This is a genomic window from Pimelobacter simplex, assembly GCF_900114845.1.
In the GTDB taxonomy this organism is placed as follows: Bacteria; Actinomycetota; Actinomycetes; order Propionibacteriales; family Nocardioidaceae; genus Nocardioides; species Nocardioides simplex.
Genome location: NZ_FOUK01000001.1, coordinates 19,796 through 41,169 on the forward strand (window position 1 = coordinate 19,796; position 21,374 = coordinate 41,169).

General features: G+C 75.2%; 18 protein-coding genes. 10 read left to right on the forward strand and 8 right to left on the reverse strand.

Annotation, left to right across the window (positions count from 1 at the left end; translation table 11 throughout):
• Window positions 1-54 precede the first annotated feature (54 nt).
• Window positions 55-1,401 carry a GH1 family beta-glucosidase gene (locus BM223_RS00100; protein ID WP_038682559.1) on the forward strand — a complete coding sequence of 449 codons (1,347 nt, stop codon included), beginning with the start codon at window positions 55-57 and terminating at the stop codon, window positions 1,399-1,401.
• Here the strand turns inward: BM223_RS00100 and BM223_RS00105 are convergent.
• The gene (locus tag BM223_RS00105; RefSeq protein WP_038682558.1) at window positions 1,391-2,920 is read right to left on the reverse strand and encodes a hypothetical protein; all 1,530 of its coding nucleotides are present in this window, start codon (window positions 2,918-2,920) and stop codon (window positions 1,391-1,393) included. The two genes, BM223_RS00100 and BM223_RS00105, sit on opposite strands and share 11 nt — an antisense overlap.
• A 58-nt stretch (window positions 2,921-2,978) precedes the next feature.
• On the opposite strand from BM223_RS00105, the gene BM223_RS00110 reads away from it, so the two are divergent.
• Complete coding sequence (locus BM223_RS00110; protein WP_038682556.1) at window positions 2,979-3,941, forward strand: NADPH:quinone oxidoreductase family protein; 963 nt, start codon at window positions 2,979-2,981, stop codon at window positions 3,939-3,941.
• A gap of 21 nt (window positions 3,942-3,962) precedes the next feature.
• Here the strand turns inward: BM223_RS00110 and BM223_RS00115 are convergent, their stop codons facing one another.
• From BM223_RS00115 to BM223_RS00125, 3 genes are all read right to left on the reverse strand, one after another.
• Entirely contained in the window at window positions 3,963-4,451 is a 489-nt protein-coding gene (locus tag BM223_RS00115; RefSeq protein WP_052139142.1) for a CAP domain-containing protein, read from the reverse strand.
• A 44-nt stretch (window positions 4,452-4,495) separates the two neighbouring features.
• On the reverse strand, window positions 4,496-5,026 hold the full coding sequence (locus tag BM223_RS00120) for a CAP domain-containing protein (protein ID WP_052139141.1): 531 nt from the start codon (window positions 5,024-5,026) through the stop codon (window positions 4,496-4,498).
• Between the two features lie 121 nt (window positions 5,027-5,147).
• The gene (locus BM223_RS00125) at window positions 5,148-5,678 is read right to left on the reverse strand and encodes a CAP domain-containing protein (protein ID WP_075018426.1); all 531 of its coding nucleotides are present in this window, start codon (window positions 5,676-5,678) and stop codon (window positions 5,148-5,150) included.
• 97 nt (window positions 5,679-5,775) lie between these two features.
• Here BM223_RS00125 and BM223_RS00130 point away from each other — a divergent pair, with 97 nt between their 5' ends.
• Both BM223_RS00130 and BM223_RS00135 read left to right on the forward strand, forming a co-directional pair.
• Window positions 5,776-7,749 (forward strand): M13 family metallopeptidase, encoded by a 1,974-nt coding sequence (locus BM223_RS00130; protein WP_038682554.1) that lies wholly within the window; start codon window positions 5,776-5,778, stop codon window positions 7,747-7,749.
• Entirely contained in the window at window positions 7,746-8,060 is a 315-nt protein-coding gene (locus tag BM223_RS00135) for a DUF2470 domain-containing protein (protein WP_038682552.1), read from the forward strand. Before BM223_RS00130 ends, BM223_RS00135 begins: the two co-directional genes overlap by 4 nt.
• 12 nt (window positions 8,061-8,072) lie before the next feature.
• Here the strand turns inward: BM223_RS00135 and BM223_RS00140 are convergent, their stop codons facing one another.
• Window positions 8,073-8,645, reverse strand: a complete 573-nt coding sequence (locus BM223_RS00140; protein ID WP_038682551.1) for a hypothetical protein — start codon at window positions 8,643-8,645, stop codon at window positions 8,073-8,075.
• A gap of 102 nt (window positions 8,646-8,747) precedes the next feature.
• On the opposite strand from BM223_RS00140, the gene BM223_RS00145 reads away from it, so the two are divergent.
• The gene (locus BM223_RS00145) at window positions 8,748-10,385 is read left to right on the forward strand and encodes a LuxR C-terminal-related transcriptional regulator (RefSeq protein ID WP_038682549.1); all 1,638 of its coding nucleotides are present in this window, start codon (window positions 8,748-8,750) and stop codon (window positions 10,383-10,385) included.
• On the opposite strand, the gene BM223_RS00150 is transcribed toward BM223_RS00145, so the two are convergent.
• Window positions 10,374-10,958 carry a hypothetical protein gene (locus tag BM223_RS00150; protein WP_038682547.1) on the reverse strand — a complete coding sequence of 195 codons (585 nt, stop codon included), beginning with the start codon at window positions 10,956-10,958 and terminating at the stop codon, window positions 10,374-10,376. The two genes, BM223_RS00145 and BM223_RS00150, sit on opposite strands and share 12 nt — an antisense overlap.
• 62 nt (window positions 10,959-11,020) lie before the next feature.
• On the opposite strand from BM223_RS00150, the gene BM223_RS00155 reads away from it, so the two are divergent.
• The 5 genes from BM223_RS00155 to BM223_RS00175 all read left to right on the forward strand — a co-directional run bounded on the left by BM223_RS00155 (window position 11,021) and on the right by BM223_RS00175 (window position 19,136).
• Window positions 11,021-13,150, forward strand: coding sequence for a RecQ family ATP-dependent DNA helicase (locus BM223_RS00155; protein WP_038682545.1), 2,130 nt, complete (start codon window positions 11,021-11,023; stop codon window positions 13,148-13,150).
• Window positions 13,151-13,210: 60 nt separating this feature from the next.
• Complete coding sequence (locus BM223_RS00160) at window positions 13,211-14,269, forward strand: NAD(P)H-dependent amine dehydrogenase family protein (RefSeq protein ID WP_038682544.1); 1,059 nt, start codon at window positions 13,211-13,213, stop codon at window positions 14,267-14,269.
• Between the two features lie 48 nt (window positions 14,270-14,317).
• Window positions 14,318-15,529, forward strand: a complete 1,212-nt coding sequence (locus BM223_RS00165; protein WP_038682542.1) for a hypothetical protein — start codon at window positions 14,318-14,320, stop codon at window positions 15,527-15,529.
• Between the two features lie 71 nt (window positions 15,530-15,600).
• Window positions 15,601-18,441, forward strand: a complete 2,841-nt coding sequence (locus tag BM223_RS00170) for a DEAD/DEAH box helicase (protein WP_038682540.1) — start codon at window positions 15,601-15,603, stop codon at window positions 18,439-18,441.
• Window positions 18,441-19,136 carry an SWIM zinc finger family protein gene (locus tag BM223_RS00175; protein ID WP_052139139.1) on the forward strand — a complete coding sequence of 232 codons (696 nt, stop codon included), beginning with the start codon at window positions 18,441-18,443 and terminating at the stop codon, window positions 19,134-19,136. Before BM223_RS00170 ends, BM223_RS00175 begins: the two co-directional genes overlap by 1 nt.
• 16 nt (window positions 19,137-19,152) lie before the next feature.
• Here the strand turns inward: BM223_RS00175 and BM223_RS00180 are convergent, their stop codons facing one another.
• Complete coding sequence (locus BM223_RS00180) at window positions 19,153-20,739, reverse strand: phospholipase D family protein (protein WP_235319076.1); 1,587 nt, start codon at window positions 20,737-20,739, stop codon at window positions 19,153-19,155.
• Between the two features lie 25 nt (window positions 20,740-20,764).
• Window positions 20,765-21,367 (reverse strand): TetR/AcrR family transcriptional regulator, encoded by a 603-nt coding sequence (locus tag BM223_RS00185; RefSeq protein WP_038682536.1) that lies wholly within the window; start codon window positions 21,365-21,367, stop codon window positions 20,765-20,767.
• Between the last annotated feature and the right edge of the window lie 7 nt (window positions 21,368-21,374).

A 21,374-nucleotide genomic window follows, 5' to 3' on the forward strand; every position in this document is an offset into this window, starting at 1 on the left:
TTGTGCCGGTGTCAGCGGACTGCGGCATGCGAGGGTGAGCCTGTGGGAGACAGGGTGGGAGATCTCGCTGGTCGGTTCCCGGCCGGATTCCGGTTCGGGACCAGCACGGCGGCGTACCAGATCGAGGGCGCGGCGGACGAGGACGGCCGCGGCCGCTCCATCTGGGACACCTTCACGGCGGAGCCCGGTCGCATCGTCGACGGCTCGAGCGGCGCGGTCGCGTGCGACCACTACCACCGCTGGCCCGAGGACGTGGAGCTCATGAGGCGCCTCGGTGCGCCCGGCTACCGCTTCTCGATCGCCTGGCCGCGGATCCAGCCGACCGGCCGCGGCGCGGTCAACCAGGCCGGCCTCGACTACTACGACCGGCTGGTCGACGGGCTGCTCGCCGCCGGCATCGAGCCGATGGCCACGCTCTACCACTGGGACCTGCCCCAGTCCCTCGAGGACGACGGCGGCTGGCTCAACCGCGCCACGATCGACCGCTTCGCCGACTACACCGCCATCGTCGGCGAGCGCCTCGCCGACCGGGTCGTCGACTGGGTGCCGGTCAACGAGCCGAGCGTCGTCACCCTGATGGGGTACGCCGTCCCGTTCCACGCGCCCGGCCGCTCGCTGATGTTCGACGCGCTCCCGGTCGGCCACCACCTGCTCGTCGCCCACGGCCGCGCCGCGATCGCGCTGCGTGCGGCCGGTGCGACGAGCGTCGGCTGCGCCAACAACCACGCGCCCATCTGGCCGGCCAGCGACGACCCCGCCGATGTCGGCGCCGCCAAGCTGTTCGACGCGCTCTGGAACGGCCACTACCTCGAGGGCATGCTGCTGGGCCGCTACTCCGACGACCTGATGATGCTGCTCGAGCAGCACGTGCGCGACGGCGACTTCGCCACCATGCGCCAGCCCCTCGACTTCTACGGCGTCAACTACTACAACCCGATGCGGATCGCCGCCGCCGACGAGAACGCCGAGCTGCCCTTCGAGTTCCGCGAGGTGCTCGGCTACCCGGTGACCGACTTCGGCTGGCCCGTGGTCCCCGACGCCCTGCGCGAGTGGCTGATCATGTTCCGCGCCCGCTTCCGCGCCGCCGTCCCGCCGATCGTGATCACCGAGTCCGGCTGCTCCTACGCCGTCGGACCCGACGAGCACGGCGTCGTCGACGACCACCAGCGGGTCGACTACCACGCGCTCCACCTGACCGCGGTGGCCGAGGCGATCGAGCGCGGGGTCGACGTCCGCGGCTACTACGCGTGGTCGCTCATCGACAACTTCGAGTGGTCCGAGGGCTACACGCAGCGGTTCGGCCTCGTCCACGTCGACTACGAGACGCAGAAGCGCACGCCCAAGCGGTCCTTCAGCTGGTACGCCGACCTGGTCGCCGAGCACGCCCGGCTCACGACCTGAGCGCAGCCGTCCCCACCCCGCGGTGCAGCTCCCGCGCCCGGGTCGACGCCGTGATGCTGCGCTCGCGGTGCTGGTCGAGGGTGACCCGCTCCTGGGCGATCCGGCGCTCGGTCGCGGCGATCGTGGAGGTCCGGTTCTCGGCCAGCGCGCGCCGCTTGAGCAGCGCGGTGCCCACCAGTGCCCCACCGCCCACGAGGGCGGCCGCGGCGAGCACGAACCAGCCGCCGGCCACGAAGCCCAGCCCGGCGAGCACCACGGCGAGCGCCAGGAGGGCCCCGCCGCCGGGCAGCAGCCGCCGGTCGACGGGGTAGCGCCGCTCGAGCGCGGCACCCACGCGGGCCTGCCAGTCGCCGGCCACGCCGTCCCGGGTGACGGTGAGGACCTCGCCGGCGACCTCGACGGTCCGCGTCTCCGGGGGCGGGACGGCGGCCTGCGCGGCCAGCTCGTCCCCGATCGCCCCGAGCGTGGGCGCGAGCACCTGCTGGGCGAGGGTGTGGCGCGGGCTGCCGGCCGGCTGGGCCAGGTCGTCGAGCAGCAGCCGGACGACGTCGCCGGCGGTGCCGGACCACGCCGGGGCCAGCGAGGCGGTGCGCTCGTCGATGAAGCCCAGGTCGGCGCGGACGGTCGCCATCCGGTCGAGGATCTCGGCCTCGCCGGGGGAGCCCTCGTCGACCAGCGAGCGCACGCAGTCGGCCAGGGGGTCCTCGGCGGGCTCGTCGGCCTGGTTGTCGGTCTGGTCGCCAATCGGGTCGCCGGTCGGGGCCTGCGCCGTCGCGCCACCGGTCTGCAGCACCTGCTGGAGCGCCGCGAGCTGGGCCGTGGCGCGCTCGACGGCGAGGTGGCGGCTGTCGGGCGGGGCGATCTCCTCGAGCCACGCGGCGACCTCGTCGAGCCCGGCGCTGCCCGTTGCGGCGACCTGGGTGCGCAGCGCGGTCACGAGAGCGTCGCCGTCGGGCGCCACCCGGCCGTCGGCGACGGCGAGCCAGACCTGCCGCTGGGCGTGGCTGACCTCGGGCCGGTCGGGCAGCACCCGGGTCAGGTCCTGCCCGCCGGTCCAGCGCGGGTCGCGGGTGAGGGCGCCGAGGAGGGTGAGCAGGAGGGTGGTCCGGCGCGGGTCGCGGTGGGTGGCCTCGGCCAAGAGCTCGGGTCCGCCGGGCTCGCCCTGCGCGATCCGGACGATGCCGCGCGCGGCGGGCGCCAGCCAGTAGCCGGGGACGTCGTCGGGCTCGGCCGACCCGCGCAGCGCCGCCGTCCCGGTGGCGACCACGGTCGAGACCACCTCGCGGGCGTAGCGCCGGCAGGCGGCCGCGTCGGCGTACTGGCCGAGCTCGGCGCGGATGTCCTCGTGCTCGACGAGCGCCACGAAGGCGCGGGTGAGCCGGTCGATCTGGCCCTGGAGGTTGCCCTGCTGGGTCCGCATCTGGTCGGCGAGCCGGCTGCGTGCGCTGCGCTCGGCAGCCAGCTGTGCCTCGGTCTCCTCGAGACGCCGGTTCTGCTTCCAGTCGGTCCAGTCGCTCACGGCTGGTTCCTTGCCCTCGCCGGCGCCGGGCGAAACGGACGGGCGTAGCCTGCCCGCCATGCGCGCAGTCCAGGTCGTCACCACCACCGGTCCCGCCGACATCGTCGTCCAGGAGGTGCCGGACCCGACGCCGGGCCCCGAGGAGGTCCTCGTCGAGGTGCACGCGGTCGGCGTCTCGTTCCCCGACCTGCTGCTGAGCCGCGGCGAGTACCAGCTGCGCCCCGACCCGCCGTTCACGCTCGGCGTCGACTACGCCGGCGTCGTCGTGTCGGGTCCCGGCTTCGAGCCGGGCCAGCGGGTCGCCGGCGTCGGCGGGTACGGCGGCGCGGCCGAGCTGGTCGCCGGCCACCGCGACTCCGTGTTCGCGCTGCCCGACTCGATCACCTTCGAGGAGGCCGTCGCCCTCCCGATGAACTACCTCACCGCGTTGTTCGCCCTCGACGAGCGCGGCGGCGTCCGCCCGGGCGAGACGGTGCTCGTCCACGGCGCCGCCGGCGGCGTCGGCACCGCCACCCTGCAGGTCGCGCGCGGCCTCGGTGCTCGCACCATCGCGGTGGTCAGCACCGACGAGAAGGCCGCCTTCGCGAAGGCCGCCGGTGCGGACGAGACCGTGCTCTTCGACGGCTTCAAGGACGCCGTCGCCGGGCTCACCGGCGGCAAGGGCGTCGACGTCGTGCTCGACGTCGTCGGCGGCTCGGCCTTCACCGACTCGCTGCGCAGCCTCGCCCCGCAGGGCCGGCTCCTGGTGGTGGGCTTCGCGGCCGGTGAGGGCATTCCCGAGGTCAAGGTCAACCGGCTGCTGCTCAACAACATCGACGTGCGCGGGGTCGGCTGGGGCGCCTACGCCTTCGTCCGGCCCGGCTACCTGCAGGAGCAGTGGACCCAGCTCGTCCCGATGATCGAGTCGGGCGCGGTCAAGCCGCCGGTCGGCAAGGTCTACCCGCTCGAGGAGTTCGGCCAGGCGCTGCTCGACATGGACGCCCGCGCCGCGCTCGGCAAGCTCGTCGTCAGCGTGCGCTGAGCCGCGCCTCGCCGTCCCCGGTCAGCGGACCAGGTCGATCGTCCACCAGCGCTGACCGGGGCCGCTCTCGACGACGCCCACGCCCAGCAGGCGGAACCGGCAGTCGAGCAGCAGCCGGCGGTGCGGCGGGCTGCCGAGCCACATCCGCAGGGTGCGCTGGGCGCTCATCGGGCCGGCCGCGATGACCTCGCCCATCCGGCGGCTGCCCGGGTAGCCGGCGTTCGCGAGGCGGGTGCCGAGGGCTGCCTCGCCGGGGAGCTGGTGGCTCAGCCGGCGGTGCCGGGCCATCAGGGCACTGTGCGCGCGGGCGGACCCGTGCAGGGCGGCCTGGTGCTTGAGGGGACGGCAGCCCTGGCGGCTCCGCGCGCGGTTCACGTGGGCGGCGAGGCGCTGCTCGAGCGGGCTTGCCGCGGTCGCGGACGGACCGGCGTCGGCGGGGTGCGCCGGGAGGGTGGGGACCAGGAGCAGGGCCGCGGCGAGCGCGGTCGGGAGCAGGGCGGCGAGACGCACGGCTGCATCATGGCGGTCCGGCGCGGCGCGCGACACCCCCTGGCTCACCGGCGGCCGAAGTCCTGGGTCCACCAGAGCTGACCCGAGCCGGCGCGCACCACGCCCACCCCGACCTCCCGCAGCCGGCAGTCGAGGAGGTTGCGCCGGTGCCCGGCGCTTCGCATCCACGCCCGGACGACGCTGCGCGGGCTCACGAATCCCGCGCCGAGGTTCTCCGCGAGCCGGCGCCACGGCGTGTAGCCGGCCTGGACGACCCGCCGGACCAGGCCCAGCTCACCGGGCAGCTCGTGGGCCATCGTCGTCGCCCGCGCCATCGCGCCGCTGTGCGAGCGCGCGGCGGCCTGGAGGGGCAGGCTCAGCCGCAGCGGCCGGCAGCCGGCGCGCTCCCGGCGACGGTTGGTCAGCGTGATCACCCGCGCCTCGAACGACGTGTCCACGGCGTACCCCCGGCCGGAGGGGGACGCCGGCGCCGCCGGCGCCGTGCCCGTGCTCCCCGCGGCGAGCCAGGGCGTGGCGAGGACGGTGAGCAGGCTGAGGACCCCGGCCAGGAGTCCCGTGGAGCGGCGGCGCGGCATGCGGAAATCCTCGGATCTCACCCCACCCGCGCGCCTCGGCGCTCCGGGCGGCGTCCGGTAGTCCGATCGGACTATCGCGACACGGCGTCCGGCTGCCTTACGCGGATCGCCCGGACTTTCTTCAGCGCACTCCGAAGTCCTGGGTCCACCAGAGCTGGCCGCTCTGCAGGACGACGCCCACGCCGAGGTCGCGCAGCCGGCAGTTGAGGATGTTGCGCCGGTGGCTGGGGCTCCGCATCCAGGCCGCGACGACGTCGTTGGGGGTGGAGAAGCCGCGTGCGATGTTCTCGGCGACGATTCGCCAGCCCTTGTACCCGGACTGGGTGATCCGGCTCGAGAACCGCGCCTCGCCGGGCAGCTGGTGGGACATCGTCCCCGCCAGCGCCATGCTGACGGTGTGGCCGCGGGCGGCCTTGCGGAGCGGGGCCGAGTTCCGCAGCGCGCCGCAGCCGTGCTTGCGGCGCTGCTGGTTGGTCAGCGCGAGCACCCGGTCCTCGAGCAGCCGCTGCACCAGCAGCCGCGCCGGGACGCCGGGCGTTGTCGAGACCGGCGCGGCGCTCGCGGGTGCGGGGGCGCCGGGGCCGATGCTCAGGGTGAGTCCCAAGGTCAGGCACAGGGCGAGCCCGGGAAGGAGTCCGAGAGAGGGCTTCATGAACCAGGCATCGGCGAGCGGCGCGCCGGATCCGAGCCACCCGCGCGAAATCAGGACCGAAGTCCCGGTCGTTGACCCACGTCCTAGGCTCGACCCCGTGAGCATCCTCGACGACGCCCGCCCGGGCATGGACCCCGACATCCGTCCGCAGGACGACCTCTTCGGTCACGTCAACGGAACCTGGCTGGACGAGGCGGAGATCCCGTCCGACCGCTCCAGCTGGGGACCCTTCGTCCAGCTGGCCGACCAGGCCGAGGAGGACGTGAAGGCGATCATCACCGAGCTGGCCGAGGGGGTCTCGACCGGCGCGACCGATGGCGGAGACGACGCGCGCAAGATCGCCGACCTCTTCAACTCCTTCATGGACACCGAGCGGGTCGAGGCCGCCGGCCTCGCGCCCGTCCAGCCGATGGTCGACGCCGTCGCCGGGCTGCGCGACGTCCGCGACGTCGCAGCCTTCCTCGGCGAGTTCGAGCGGATCGGCGGCTACGGCCTCTTCGGCTCGTACGTCGACACCGACGACCGGCAGTCCGACCGCTACCTCTTCCACCTCGCGCAGGGCGGCCTCGGCCTGCCCGACGAGTCGTACTACCGCGACGACAAGTTCGCCGAGATCCGCGAGGCGTACGTCGGCTACCTGACCCGCCTGCTCACCCTCGGCGGTCATGCCGACCCGACGGGCGCGGCGCAGCGGATCCTCGAGCTCGACACCGACCTCGCCAAGGGGCACTGGGAGCGCGCCGACACGCGCGACGTCCAGAAGACCTACAACCGGCTCACCGCCGACGAGCTCGAGGCGCTGTGCCCGGCGTTCGACTGGGACGCCTACATCACCAACCTGGGCGGTCACCTCGACGGCGAGCACGCCACGATCGCCGAGGTCGTGGTGCGCCAGCCGTCGTACCTCCAGCACCTGTCGGGCGTCCTCGAGGCGACCCCGATCGAGACCTGGCGCGACTGGTTCCTCTCCCGCGTGCTGCGCTCGGCGGCGCCCTACCTGGCCGACGAGTTCGTGCAGACCAACTTCGACTTCTACGGCCGCACCCTCTCCGGGACGCCGGAGCTGCGGGCCCGCTGGAAGCGCGCGGTCTCCTTCGTCGAGGGGGCGATGGGCGAGGCCGTCGGCAAGGAGTACGTCGCGCGGCACTTCCCGCCGACGTCCAAGGCGATGATGGATGAGCTGGTCGCCAACCTGCTCGCGGCCTACCGCCAGTCGATCAGCAAGCTCGACTGGATGACCGACGAGACCAAGCTCCGCGCCTACGAGAAGATCGAGACGTTCCGGCCCAAGATCGGCTACCCGGAGCGCTTCCGCGACTACAGCGCGCTGGTCGTCGTCCCGGACGACCTGGTGGCCAACGCGCAGGCCGCGGCCGGCTTCGAGACCGACCGCCAGCTCGCCAAGATCGGCTCGCCGGTCGACCGCGACGAGTGGTTCATGCTGCCCCAGACGGTCAACGCGTACTACAACCCCGGCACCAACGAGATCTGCTTCCCGGCGGGCATCCTGCAGAAGCCGTTCTTCAGCCCCGACGCGCTCGCGGCCGAGAACTACGGCGGCATCGGCGCCGTCATCGGCCACGAGGTCGGCCACGGCTTCGACGACCAGGGCGCCCAGTACGACGGCGAGGGCAACCTCAACGACTGGTGGACCGCCGACGACAAGGCCGCCTTCGAGGTGAAGTCCAAGGCCCTCATCGCCCAGTACGACGGCTTCGCCCCGCGCAACCTCCCCGGCGAGCACGTCAACGGCGCGCTCACCGTCGGCGAGAACATCGGCGACCTCGGCGGGCTCACGATCGCCCACACGGCGTTCCTCATCGCCGAGGCGGCCGCCGGCCGCGAGGCCTCGGACGACGACCGCAAGAACCTCTTCTTCAACTGGGCCTACGTGTGGCGCACGAAGCGGCGGCTCGAGCAGGAGCAGCAGTACCTCACGATCGACCCGCACAGCCCGCCGGAGTTCCGCGCCAACATCGTGCGCAACCTCGACGAGTTCCACGAGGTGTTCGCGACCGCCCCCGGTGACGGGCTCTGGCTCGACCCGGCCGACCGGGTGCGGATCTGGTGAGCACCGCCCCGCACGCCTTCGACCCCGAGGTCGTCGACGCGGTGCTCGCGCACATGAACAGCGACCACCTCGACGACAACCTGCTCATCGTCCGCGCGCACGCGGTGCCCGAGGCCACCGCGGCCTCGATGAGCGACGCCGACGGCGAGGCCGGCACGTGGACCGTGATCGGCCCCGAGGGGCCGCTCGGCGAGCGCCGGATCCGGTGGCCGGGCGGGCCGATCACCGAGCGGGCCGAGATCCGCCGCGAGGTCGTCGCGCTGTACGACGCGGCGTGCGTCGCGCTCGGCGAGGAGCCCCGCCCGCACTGAGGCGGTCGCAGCTCAGGCCGCGTCGGCCATCAGCCGGAGGAGCCTCTCGCCGACGGCGACCAGCTCCTCCTCGCTGAGGCCGGCGCCCTGCGCGAGGGCGAGGGTGTAGGCGGTCCCGCCCACACGGACGGCGCCGGCGGCCTGGATGCTCTCGCCGCCGGCGAACGTGCCGGTCGCCACGAACGCCTCGTCGCCGACGCCGGCGACGGGGTGCTCCACGGCGTCCTCGAGCGACCCGGCGGTGCCCGTGCGGTACGCCGCGAACCCGCCGTTGCCGGTGTCCACCTCGACCGCGCCGAGCGTGCCGCTGACCGCGCGCGGGTCGTCGTCCTGGCCGAACTCGCAGCTGTCCAGCGGGCCGGCCTCGAGCGTCACCGCCGCCCCCACGGCGGCGGTGACCTGCGCGGGCGTCAGGAGGTCGCAGAACCGGGGCAGCGCCGCGGGCCCGGTGCTGCCGGTGCTGCCGGTGCTGCCGGCGGTGCTGCCGGAGCCGGTCGGTGCCGGGTCGTCCTCCCCGCAGCCGGCGGCGGTCGCGGCGACCAGGACGAGACCGGCGAGGGTGGCGAGGACGCGGGAGACGGTCACAGCACCGGACTCTCCCCGAGCGGCCCCGCCCGCGTCGGTAGGGATCGTGCGTAATCGGCGATCCGCGCGCGCGGACGCCGCCGGCGTGGGAACGTTCCCGGCATGGACCGCGAGGTGCTGCTGGCCGAGGTGCTCCGGCACCTCGCCGAGGGGACCGCCGAGGTGGGCCACGAGATGGCCCTCGTGGCCGCGGGCGAGGGTGACCCGGCGGCCCACGGTCTCGCGGCGCTCGCCGGCTTCTGGCTCGGCGACTTCGCGGAGGCGACCGCGCAGGCGGCCGCGGGACTGGCCGCCGCTCAGGACGACCGCGCGCGGGCGTGGTGCCTCGCGGCCGCCGTGCTGGCTGCGGCGGGGGACCTCGACGCCCCGCCGCCCGACCGCGCACTGCTGAGCCGGCTGCTCGCGGATGCCGACGAGCCGGGCTCGCGGTGGTGGTCGGCGGTCCGGTACGTCGCCGCGGAGGCCGCCCTCGTCAGCGCCCGGATCCGGGAGGCCGCGGCGCTCGACGCGGCCGGTCCGCCACCGGGGGCTGCCTGGGAGGGGCACCCCTTCGCGCCGCTGATGTGGGTCTGCCAGGCGCGGATCGCCGCTTTCTCGGGGCGGATCGAGGAGGCCCGGGAGGTGCTCGGCGTGATCAGCGCGGCCGTCGTCCCGGGCAGCCGGGTCGCCCCGGTGGCCGGCGCGGTCGCCGTCCTGGTCCAGGGCAATGCCGGGGACGCCGACATCGGCCGGGCCACGGCCGAGATCCTGCAGCACGTCCCGCGCCGGCCGCGCGACTTCATCGACCGCGGGGTCCTGCTGCTGCTCTCCTTCGGTGCGATCGCCGGGTACGACGTCGCGTCCGCCGCGGACCTGGTCTTCCGTGCCGGCGCCGACGAGAAGCTCAGCCGCTGCACGCTCATCGACCGGGCGCTCGCCTTCGAGACCCTGCTCCACGCCGCGCTCCTGGCCGAGGACCCGGACGCGGTCGCGGTCTGGCTCGGCACGCTCGCCGAGCTGGCCGAGCACCCCATCACCCGTCCGTCGGTGCAGCGGGCGCGCGGCCGCGCGGCGCTCGACGCCGGCGACGCGGGCACCGCGGTCGAGCTGCTCACCAGCAGCGTCGAGAGCTGCCTCGCCGAGGACCGCGGGGTCGAGGCCGCGGAGGGCCAGATCCTCCTCGCCCGGGCCCGGATCCAGCAGCACGACCTCGGCACCGCCTCCCGCACCCTGCGCGCGCTCGTCGCGGGCAGCGACCGCACCGGCCATGCCGCCGTACGCCGTGCGGCCGGTGCCGTCCTCGCCGCCTCCGGACGCCGCCTGCCCCCCGTGGCCGGCGCCGGCTGGGACGTCCTGTCCGAGCGCGAGGCCGAGGTCGCCCGGGCGGTCCTCGCCGGCCTGGAGGTCGACCAGATCGCGGCCCGGCTGTTCCTCTCGCCGAGCACCGTGCGCGCCCACGTCTCCCGGGTGCTGTGCGCCTTCGGTGTCGCCACCCGGGTCGGCCTGCTGGCGGCCGTCGGTGGTGCGGGCGGTGCCGGCGCTGCCGGTGCTGCCGGTGCGCCCGCGGGCGCCCGGCTCAGCCCCCGCCAGGCCGAGGTCGCCGAGCACGTCGCGGCGGGCCGGACCAACCAGCAGATCGCCGAGGCCCTCGGGATCTCGGTCAAGGGCGTCGAGAAGCACGTCGGCGACGTGCTGCTGCGGTGGGAGGCGGGCTCGCGGTTCGAGATCGCCCGGATCTGGTGGGCGGGCTCAGCGGGCTGAGCCGCCGAGGGCCCGGCGGACCTGCTCGCGCACCTCGCGGAGCGCCCGGCGCACCGGTGCCACGACCGCGCGGCGTGCCCAGCGGAGCGCCGGCGCGACGAGGGTCCGGTGCGCCCAGCGGAAGGGTGCGGTGAGCGCCCCTCCGAGTGCACGCAGCGCGCCGCCCGCGAGCTCCCAGGCCCAGCGCAGGGCGCGGCCGATCGGGGCGAGGATCCCGCGCCCGAACGGCGCCACCAGCACCCGCCACAGCCAGAGGGTCGGGGTGAGCACGAGGTGCTGCCAGAGCCGGTCGAGGACGCGGCCGGCGGGTCGGACGACGTACCGGACGAACCAGTGCAGGGGAGCGCGGAGGAGGCGGCCGAGCGGGCGCAGGAGCCGCCCGACGAAGCGCCAGAACGCCAGCCACGGCCGGGTCACGACGCCGTCCCAGAACCGCTCGACGAGACCGGCGGCCGCGCCGAAGCCGTCCCACAGCGCGCGCGCCGGCAGCACCACGAGGACGGCGACCACCCGCGCGGGCCAGCGCACCAGCCAGGGGGCCGGCGGCTCGGGCGGGGCGCTCGGGTCGGTCATGGCCCCGATTGTGCCGGGGCCCTCGCAGGGTTGCGTCGGGCCCCGCTGGTAGACACGACGGCATGACCTCCGAGGCACCCACCGACGCCGCCGTCCGCGCCCGCGCCGAGGAGCACCTGCGCGCCCTGGTCGGGCGCCCCGACGCCCGGCTCTACGACGACCAGTGGGCCGCCATCGCCGCCCTGGTCGTCGAGCGGCGCCGGGCCCTCGTCGTCCAGCGCACGGGGTGGGGAAAGTCGGCGGTCTACTTCGTCGCGACCCTGCTGCTGCGTGCCGAGCAGGCCGGCCCGACGGTCATCATCTCGCCGCTGCTCGCGCTCATGCGCAACCAGATCGCGGCCGCCGAGCGGGCCGGCATCCGTGCGGTCACGGTCAACTCGACCAACATGGAGCAGTGGGACGAGGTGCACCGGGCGATCGCCGCCGGTGAGGTCGACGTCCTGCTGGTCAGTCCCGAGCGGCTCAACAACCCGGGCTTCCGCGACGAGGTGCTGCCCCGGCTGGCCGAGACCTGCGGCCTGCTGGTGGTCGACGAGGCGCACTGCATCTCCGACTGGGGTCACGACTTCCGGCCCGACTACCGGCGCATCCGCACGCTGCTCGACGACCTGCCCGCCGGCATCCCGGTGCTCGCCACCACGGCCACGGCCAACCAGCGCGTGACGAACGACGTGGCGGAGCAGCTCGGCAAGGACACGCTGGTGCTGCGCGGCAGCCTCGACCGCGCGTCGCTGTGCCTGGGCGTGGTCCGTCTCAAGACGGCCGAGCAGCGGCTGGCCTGGCTCGCCGACCACCTCGCCGAGCAGCCGGGCAGCGGCATCGTCTACTGCCTCACCGTCGCCGCCACCCAGGAGGTCGCCGACTACCTCCGCTCCCGCGGGCACCAGGTCGCGGCCTACTCCGGCCAGACCGAGCAGACCGAGCGACTCGCGCTCGAGCAGGCGCTCATCGACGGCGAGGTCAAGGCGCTCGTCGCGACCAGCGCGCTCGGCATGGGCTTCGACGCCTCGCTCGGCTTCGTGGTCAACCTCGGGGCACCCAGCAGCCCGGTCGCCTACTACCAGCAGGTCGGTCGTGCCGGCCGCGGCCACGACCTGCCGGCCGGGGGTGCCTCCGTGGTGCTGCTGCCGGCCACCGAGGACCGCGACATCTGGGCCTACTTCGCCTCGCTCGCCTTCCCGCGCGAGGAGGTCGTCCGCGAGACCCTCGCCGCGCTCGCCGACGAGGGACGGGCGCTCAGCACGGCCGCGCTCGAGCCGCGCGTCGACCTCTCCCGCACCCGCCTCGAGACCATGCTCAAGGTGCTCGACGTCGACGGCGCCGTGCGGCGGGTCCGGGGCGGCTGGGAGTCCACCGGCGAGGCCTGGGCCTACGACGCCGACCGCTACGCCCGGGTCGCCGCGTCCCGGGCCGCCGAGCAGCAGGCGATGCTCGACTACCTCGCCACCGACGAGTGCCGCATGCGCTACCTGCGCGCCCAGCTCGACGACCCCGAGGTGCTCGCCGACCTCGACTGGCGCTGTGGACGCTGCGACAACTGCGGCGGACTCTCCCTGCCCACCGAGATCTCCGCCGACGCCGTCGAGCAGGCCGCCGACCGGCTCGCCCGGCCCGGCGTCCCGGTCGAGCCGCGCAAGCTGTGGCCCACCGGCCTCGCCGCCATCGGCGTCAGCCGCTCGGGCAAGATCAAGCAGCCGGCCGGCGAGGGCCGTGCGATCGCCCGGCTCACCGACCTCGGCCACGGCGCGGCCCTGCGCGGGCTCTTCGCGGCCGACGCCGACGACGGACCGGTCCCGGTGCCGCTCGCCCAGGCGATGGTGACCATGCTCCGCGACTGGCAGCCCCAGGTCGACGCCATCGTCGTCGCCGAGTCCGAGCGCAAGCCGCAGCTGGTGGCCGACCTCGCCGCCGGGCTGTCCCGCTTCCTGGGCGTCCCGGTGGTCGGTCGCTGGGCCGTGGTCGACCTCTCGGTCGGTCCCGACCGCGGCGCGACCAACTCGGCGCAGCGGGTGGCCGCGGTGAGCCGGCGCTGCGCCCTCCAGCTCGACGAGCCCGACGCGGTGCGCGAGCGCCGGGTGCTGCTGGTCGACGACCGGCTGGTCACCGGCTGGTCGCTCACGCTCGGGGCCGACGCGCTCCACGCGGCGGGTGCTGCCGCCGTCCTTCCGCTGGTGCTGGGGGTGAGCGGATGAGCTGATCTCCGGGGCACGACCCCTCGACAACAAAATAGAACGCGTTCTAGTCTCGCCCGCATGAGCGCACCCCGGTTCGACCGTCCCCTCCGCGTCGTCCAGTGGACGACGGGCAATATCGGCCGGCGGTCGGCGCACGCGATCCTGTCCCGGCCCGACCTCGAGCTGGTCGGCGTCTACGCCCACGGCGCCGACAAGGTCGGCAGGGACGCAGCCGAGCTGTGCGGCTGGCCCGAGCCGACCGGCGTCCGCGCGACCGACGACCTCGCGGCGCTGCTCGCGCTGGAGCCCGACGCCTGCTGCTACAACCCGCTCTGGCCGGACGTCGACACCCTCGTGAGGCTGCTCGAGAACGGCGTCAACGTCTGCACGAGCGCGGCCTGGATCACCGGCGGCAAGCAGTCCCCGGCCGATCGCGCCCGGATCGAGGACGCCTGCGCCCGTGGCGGCTCCTCGATCTTCGGCAGCGGTGCCCACCCGGGCATGACCAACCTGGTGGGCATGGTGCTCAGCGGGTCGTGCGAGCACGTGGACGAGGTCCGGATCACCGAGTCGGTCGACTGCTCGACGTACGAGTCCGCGGGGACCCAGATCGCCATGGGCTTCTCCCAGGACCCGGCCACCCCCGGGCTGGCGGAGTCGGTGCGCCGCGAGAGCGAGGTGTTCGCCGAGTCCGCAGCGATGATGGCCGACGCGATGGGCGCGAGGCTCGACCGGATGACCTTCGACGTCACCTTCACCGCGGCGACCGGCGACTCCGACCTCGGCTTCATGACGATCCCGGAGGGCACGGTGGCCGGCGTGATGGGCTACCACCGCGGCTGGGTGGGGGAGCGCAACGTGGTGAGCGTCGGCTTCAACTGGACCATGGGCAGCCACGTCGACCCGCCGAAGCCGCTGGCGCACGGCCACGTGATCCAGGTGTTCGGCCGGCCCAACATGCGCACCGTGGTGCAGTGCCTGCCGCCGAAGGACTGGGCCGAGCCCGGCTACATGGGCCTCGGGATGATCTACACCGCCCTGCCGGTCACCAACGCCGTGCCGTACGTGGTCGCGGCCGAGCCGGGCATCGTGACGCTCGCGGACCTGCCGCCGATCACCGGGCGGATCCGCGCCTGAGGCGCGCACCTCCCGCGATCGGGGCGCGATCGGTCCTACAGTCCGAACATGACCGACGACGCTCCCGCGAACGGCACCCCGGACGCTCCGGACCAGCCCGGCGGCGGTCCGCAGCCCGACCAGACCGTCCAGCGCCCCCGCGACCCCGACCCGGACCTGCCGCCGCCCGGCGCGACCGTGGTGGCGACGGCCCCGGACCCCCAGCCGGCCGGCCAGGGGTACGGCGGTCCGCCGGCCCCGCCCGGAGCGGGCTTCGACGCGCCCGGACCCGGTGACCCGGGCGCCGCGGCGAAGGCCGGGCGGACCGGGCTCACCGGCGGGCTCGTCGCGCTGGGCGCGGGGCTGCTGGGTGCGGCGGTGGTCATCTCGCGGGCCCGGAGCCGCTCCGACGGCGACCTCGACTGGTCGAACTTCGGCGTCGGGCTCGGGGCGACGGCGGTGCTGCTCCTCATCGCGCTCGTCGGCACCGCGACCGCCGGGCGCCGCGAGGGCAGCCGGGCGCGGACCGACCTGGTCACCTGGCCGGGGGTGGTCGGGATCCTCGGGGTCGCGCTCATGCTCGACGTGGGGATCCACTCCGACGACGAGTGGCTCGGCTACCTCATCGGCGCGGTGATCGTGGTGCTCGCGGCGGCCGGCTACGCGGCGTCCCGCCGGGCGGCCTTCGCCGTGACCGCGATCGTGGGCCTGGCGATCCTCTACGCCCTCGCGTTCAACGACCTCGTCGCCGACAACCTCAGCGACGAGAGCACGTCAGTCGTCGTGGGGGCGGCGGTCGCCGTCTTCGTCGTCGCCGTGACCGTCGTCGGCTGGCTGCTGCCGAGCCGCGCGATCACCGGCGTCGCGGTCGGCGTGGCCGGCCTGGTCGCCTATGCGGTGATCCTGCTGTCGATGCTGGTGCTGCGCCTGATCGGCGGCTTCTTCGCCGACCTGCCCTTCGGCTCCGGCCCGATGGGGATGGCGGCGGACGTCGACACGTCCTTCCGGGAGTCCGACGTCTGGTGGACGATCGGCTTCGTGGGGGTCCTCGCGGTCGGGTGGGCGCTGGCGGCGGTGGTGTCGAACCACTCGGGCTTCGCCCTCCTCGCGCTCGCCGCGCCGATCGTGATCGCGCCGCTGGCCAGCGCGGTCCTCGCGGTCGAGCACCCGACGTGGTGGGCGGCGGTCCTCGCCGCGAGCGGCGGCGTCCTGCTGCTCGGCGGCGCGGCGGTCGCCCGGCGGCGGGGGCAGGCGCTGACCCGCCCGGCGTACGGCGGCTGAGGCGGCGCCGGGGGCGACGGCTGAGAGCGGCCGGGGAACTCCCTGTCGGCGTCGGCCGTTAGCGTCCCTCTGTGAGCTTCGTTCCCGTCTCCGGACCAGCGGCCCTGCAGGTCAGAGCGGGTGAGCCGACGACGATCGAGTTCACCGACGCGGCCGGGCGCCGCCGGGTCGCGCTGCCGGTGGCGGCCGCGCTCCCCGTGCTGAGCCGGGCGCGGGGGGCCGACGACGTCCATCCGAGCGTCGCGCTGATCGGCGGTGCCGCTCTGCTGGGGCTGCGGCTGGTGGCGGCCGGCAAGGTCGCGCCGGCCTCCGACCCGGTGCCCACCTGGCGGGTCGACGGTCTCGACGAGCGCGACACCGAGGCGGTCGAGCGCCTCGCCCACGCCCGGGCGTACGACGGCCTGCCGGCCGCCGACGCCGCGGTGCTCGTCCGGCAGGTGCTCGACGCGGTCGCGGCCACGCTGCCCCGGGCGGCGCCGGCACCGGCGCCGGCGCCGGCGTCCGCACCCGGCACGTCCGCGGCCCGCACACCCGACGACTTCGCCGACCGGGTCCGGCGCCGGCTCGCCGAGCGGGCGGGCGATCGTCCCGACCGCGGGGCCGACGACGCGGTGCTGCCCGAGCTGGTCAACATCTCGCTGCGGGTCGAGGCCGACGAGGAGGAGCTGATCGCGGGGGCGGTCCGGATCGTCCTCCAGGTCCACGACGAGCGCGACCCGCTGCACGTGTGCGACGCGGCGCTGCTGTGGACGGCCGGCCCGGCCGAGCACGGCTTCGGGGGGCGGGCCCGGATCCACGCGAGCATCGCGCTGCGGGCGGCTGCCGACGCGTGGCCCGTGCTCGACAGGTTGCTCGCGCTCGCCGTCCCCGACCAGCTGACCCTCGACGGCGACGACATCGCGAGCCTGCTCGACCACGTGGGGGCGCTGCGCGACGTCCGGGTCGACGTCCACTGGCCGCGCGCGCTGGGGCCGGAGCTGACCACCCGCGCCGTCCTCGACCGCCGCAAGGACCAGGGCAGCAAGGACCAGGGCAGCAAGCGCGGCGACGAGCTCCCCCTGCAGGACAGCCCGTTCTCGACCGAGGGCCTCTTCTCGTTCTCGTGGCAGGTCGCGCTCCACGGCGAGGCGCTGAGCGAGGCCGAGCTGGCCGAGCTGACCTCGGCGGCCAGCCCGATCATCAAGCTCCGTGGCGCCTGGACGGTCGTCGACCCGACGACGGCCCGGCGGGCGCGCAAGCGGCTGATCCGCAAGGCGAGCGGGGCGCAGGCGCTGGCTGCGGCGCTGACCGGGGTGACCGACGTACCGACGAGCGCCGACCAGGAGGCGGTCAGCGCCGAGGTGGTCGTCGGCGCGAGCCTGCTGAAGGTGCGCGAGCAGGTGCTCGCCGCGGCCACCCGCGACCCGCTCCCCGAGCCGCCCGGCCTCGCCGCCACGCTGCGCGACTACCAGCGCCACGGGCTCACCTGGCTCGCCGACCTGACCGGGCTCGGCCTCGGCGCGTGCCTGGCCGACGACATGGGCCTGGGCAAGACGATCACCCTGATCGCGCTCCACCTCCACCGCCGCGCCCAGCCCGCGACCCGCGAGGGCGCGACGCTGGTCGTGTGCCCGGCGAGCCTGCTCGGCAACTGGGAGGCCGAGATCGAGCGGTTCGCGCCCGGCGTCCCGGTCCGGCGCTTCCACGGCGGCGCACGCTCGCTCGAGGGTCTCGACAGGCTCGACCAGCGGCTCGACAGGCTCGACCAGCATGGCGGCGGCTTCGTGCTGACGACCTACGGCACCCTGCGCCGCGACGTCGCCACCCTGGCCGCGGTCGACTGGGACCTGGTCGTCGCCGACGAGGCCCAGCACGTCAAGAACTCCCGGACGTCGACCGCCCGGGCGCTGCGCCAGCTGCCCCACCGGGCGCGCGTCGCGCTCACCGGCACCCCGGTCGAGAACGACCTCACCGAGCTCTGGTCGATCCTCGACTGGTGCGTGCCGGGTCTGCTCGGCAGCCGGCAGGCGTTCCGCCGGGTGTGGGGCGCGCCGATCGAGTCCGGTGCCGAGCCGACGAAGGCGCGGCAGTTCGCCGACCTGATCGGGCCGTTCCTGCTGCGCCGGCGCAAGTCCGACCCGGGCATCGCGCCGGAGCTGCCGCCCAAGACCGAGACCGACCACCTGCTGGGGCTGACCCGCGAGCAGGTCGTCCTCTACGAGGCGTTCGTCAAGGACACCATGGAGCGGATCGAGCGTGCCGACGAGGAGACCCGGCGCGGTCTGGTCCTCGCGCTGCTCACCGGGCTCAAGCAGATCTGCAACCACCCGGCGCAGTTCCTCAAGCAGTCCGGCGCGATCCGGCTGGCCGGCCGCTCCGAGAAGCTCGAGCTCCTCGACGAGCTCGTCGCCACCGTGCTGTCCGAGGACGGCGCGGTGCTCGTCTTCACCCAGTACGTCGCGATGGCCCGGCTCATCGAGCAGCACCTCACCGCGGCGGGCGTGCCGCACCAGTTCCTCCACGGCGGCACGCCGGTCGGTCAGCGCGAGGCGATGGTGCGCCGCTTCCAGGACGGCGCCGTCCCGGTGTTCCTGCTCTCGCTCAAGGCCGGCGGCACCGGCCTCAACCTGACCCGCGCCGACCACGTCGTCCACGTCGACCGCTGGTGGAACCCGGCCGTCGAGGAGCAGGCGACCGACCGCGCCTACCGGATCGGGCAGACCCGCCCGGTCCAGGTGCACCGGATGGTCACCCGCGGCACCATCGAGGAGCGGGTCGCCCAGCTGCTCGACCGCAAGCGCCAGCTCGCGGACGCCGTCCTCGCGCGCGGCGACGCCGCGCTCACCGAGCTGAGCAACGAGGAGCTGCGCGACCTGGTCACCCTGCGCCGCGAGCAGCGCGACGCGGCCCTCCTCGCCGAGGACGACGACTGATGCGCGTCACCTTCGCGCGGCAGACCCAGCCCTCGCGCGGCATCCGGTCCTGGTGGGGCAAGGCGTGGCAGCGGGCGGTCGAGGAGGCGGCCTACTCCGAGGCCGAGCTGCGCCCGGGCCGCGCCGCTGCCCGGCGCGGTGACGTGGGCGGGATCAGCGTCGACAGCGGCAGCCTGCTGGCCGCCGTCCGCGAGGGGGACGACGCGTGGACCGTCGAGGTCGCCGTCCCGACCCTCGACGACGAGACCCGCGCCGCGCTGGTCGAGGTGATCGCCGCCGAGGCGGGCCGGATCGCCGAGCTGCTCGCCGGCAACCTCCCGCACGACCTGGTCGAGCACGCCGAGGAGGTCGGCGTCGAGCTCCTGCCCTACGGCGGCGAGCTGGTCGCCACCTGCACGTGCCCGCACTACCTCGCGCCGTGCTCCCACGCGCTCGCGCTGCTCCTCCAGACCGGCTGGCTGGTCGACGCCGACCCGCTGGTGCTGTTCGCGCTGCGCGGCCTCGACCGCGAGGCGCTCCTCGCCGCCCTGCACGCCCGCACCGCGCCCGTCGTCACGGCCGCCACGGTGCCGACCACGGCCACGACCGCCGACCTGGCCGACGACGTCGAGCTCGTCGTCGAGGCGGCGCTGCGGGCCCAGCGGCTGCTGCCGCTGTTCGAGGCTGGCGCCGAGCTGCCCGAGCCCCTGCTCTGACGCAAGGCGCCGGCGGTCACCAGAAGGGGCCGCGCAGGCGGACCCGCCAGGGGCGCCCGTCGGGGTCGTGCACGAAGCGGTACAGCAGGCCCGCCAGGGGACGCCGCCAGCGCGGCACCACCGGCTCGGGCAGCCGGCGCAGCCGGCCGGGTGGACGCGGGCCACGCCGACCGCCGGCGTGCCAGGCGTCGAGCGCGTCGGCGGCCTCGGTGAGCGTGGTGAACAGCGCGCGCCCGTCGAGCGGTCCGGCCTCGACGTCGGGCGAGCGATCGAGGTGCTCGGCGACGAGGGTCGCGCGCAGCCGCGCGGCGTACCCGGTCCCCGCGGGGAGGTCGGCGTCGTCGCGCACCGCCACGGTCAGCTCGGAGTCGCACGTCCACGAGCGCCGGCAGAAGTTGTCCGAGCCGATGGTGGCCCAGTCGTCGTCGAGCACGCAGACCTTGGCGTGGACGTAGACCGGCGTCCCGGCGGGGCTCTCCAGGGCGAGGAAGGCGATCCGGTCCGGGGCCACCGCGCGCAGCCGCCGGATGGCCCGCTGCCGGCCCAGCAGCTGCGGGTCGCGGTTCAGCGCACCCTCCTGGTCCGGGTGCATCGGGAGCACGGCGACGACGTGGAGGTCGGGGGCCCGCTCGAGGGCGTCGGCCAGCACCCGGCTCATCTGGTCGCCCCACAGGAACTGGTCCTCGAGGTAGACCAGGGACTGCACCTGGTCGAGCGCCTTGGTGTAGCCGCGCGCCACCGACCGCTCGCCGGCAGGCGCGAAGTCGTAGGCCCAGCCGATGCCGAGCCGCGGGTAGGTGCGCAGCAGCTGGACGGCGTGGGTGCCCGCCGGCGGGGGCGGCGGTGCCTGCGCCGGCAGCGGCCGGTTGGACGAGTCGTGGCCGGCCCGGGCGTCGCGGAGCCGGCGGACCGGGTTGCGGGTGGTGGGACTGGTGTCCTCCCAGCGCTCGCGGAAGACGGTCTCGACGTCGGCGACCGTGGGCCCGTGGAGGGCGACCTGGGCGTCGTGCCAGGGCGGCGTGGCGCCGTACTCGGCGGCGATGTCGATGGCCTGGGGGTCGCCGTGGTGCGTGCCGTCGTCGCGGCGGCCGTGGCACAGGTCGATGCCGCCGACGAAGGCGACGTCGCGGGCCGGGTCGTCGCGGTGCCGGATCACGACGAACTTCTGGTGGTGGGCGCCGGCAGGCCGCACGCGCATGTCGAGCTGGACGTCGGCGCCGAGCTCCTGGAGCTGGTCGGCGAGCTCGAGGTGGTCCTCCGCGCTGTAGCCGAACAGGCCGGTGTGCGAGCGCCAGATGAGCGCCCGGACGTCGGCGCCGCGCCGGATCGCCGCGCCGAGCACCGCGACCAGCTCGCTGCCCGCGGCACCGGTCAGGCGCTCGTCGCCGTTGCCCTGCCAGTCGGTGAAGAGGACCAGGTCGCCCGGCCCGGTCCGGGCCAGGCAGGCGGCCAGCTCGGCGAAGTACGTCGCCCCGTGCACCAGCGGCGTCGCCCGGTTGCCGAGCGACCAGGCGGTGGCGCCGGGCTTGCCGGCGTCGAGCACGGTGTGCCGGTTGCCCCGCTCGACCGAGCTGAGGAACCAGGAGGCATGGTCGCCGTGCACCCCGGTAGACAACACCATCGGTGGTTCAGGGTCGGCGCGGGGGTTCGGTCGCGAGCGCGTCGAGGTGGTCGGCGAGCGCCCGGACGGCGGCCGGGCGGCGCGCGGCGTCCTGCATGGCGTGCAGGGCCAGCCCGTCGACCAGCGCGTGCAGGGCGACCGCCTCGCGCGCGAGATCGCGGCGCCCGGCGACGAGTCCGGCCTCGCGCAGCTCGTGGAGGCAGCGCCGGCACAGCCCGGCGATCGCGTCGTGGGCGGCGTCCGAGAGCGCGGTCAGCTCGGCGTGGCGCGGGCCCTCGGCCATCAGCGCCAGGTGGACGCGCATCTCGACGGTGCGCTCGTCGTCGAGGGGGAGCAGCTCGTGGAGGGCGCCGTCGACCCGGCGGCGCGGGTCGGGCTCGGCATCGTGCCGGGCGACCCGGGCGGCCGCGCGCTCGTGGGCCAGGCCCATCGCGAAGGCGAGGAGCTCGGCCTTGGTCGGGAAGCTGTGCCGCAGCGAGCCGAGCACCAGACCGGCCTCGGCAGCGACCGTGCGCAACGACACCGCGCCGACCCCTTCGCGCAGGACGAGGCGCCACACGGCCTCGCCGATCCGGGCGCGCCGCGCCTCGTGGTCGATCGTCCGGGGCACGAGGGCG

Excerpts from the sequence above, each read along its gene's own strand:
- BM223_RS00175 (WP_052139139.1), top strand. The coding sequence starts at position 18,441 with ATGCGCGTCACCTTCGCGCGGCAGACCCAGCCCTCGCGCGGCATCCGG.
- BM223_RS00155 (WP_038682545.1), top strand. The coding sequence starts at position 11,021 with ATGACCTCCGAGGCACCCACCGACGCCGCCGTCCGCGCCCGCGCCGAG.
- BM223_RS00110 (WP_038682556.1), top strand. The coding sequence starts at position 2,979 with ATGCGCGCAGTCCAGGTCGTCACCACCACCGGTCCCGCCGACATCGTC.
- BM223_RS00160 (WP_038682544.1), top strand. The coding sequence starts at position 13,211 with ATGAGCGCACCCCGGTTCGACCGTCCCCTCCGCGTCGTCCAGTGGACG.
- BM223_RS00145 (WP_038682549.1), top strand. The coding sequence starts at position 8,748 with ATGGACCGCGAGGTGCTGCTGGCCGAGGTGCTCCGGCACCTCGCCGAG.
- BM223_RS00125 (WP_075018426.1), bottom strand. The coding sequence starts at position 5,678 with ATGAAGCCCTCTCTCGGACTCCTTCCCGGGCTCGCCCTGTGCCTGACC.
- BM223_RS00165 (WP_038682542.1), top strand. The coding sequence starts at position 14,318 with ATGACCGACGACGCTCCCGCGAACGGCACCCCGGACGCTCCGGACCAG.
- BM223_RS00120 (WP_052139141.1), bottom strand. The coding sequence starts at position 5,026 with ATGCCGCGCCGCCGCTCCACGGGACTCCTGGCCGGGGTCCTCAGCCTG.
- BM223_RS00150 (WP_038682547.1), bottom strand. The coding sequence starts at position 10,958 with ATGACCGACCCGAGCGCCCCGCCCGAGCCGCCGGCCCCCTGGCTGGTG.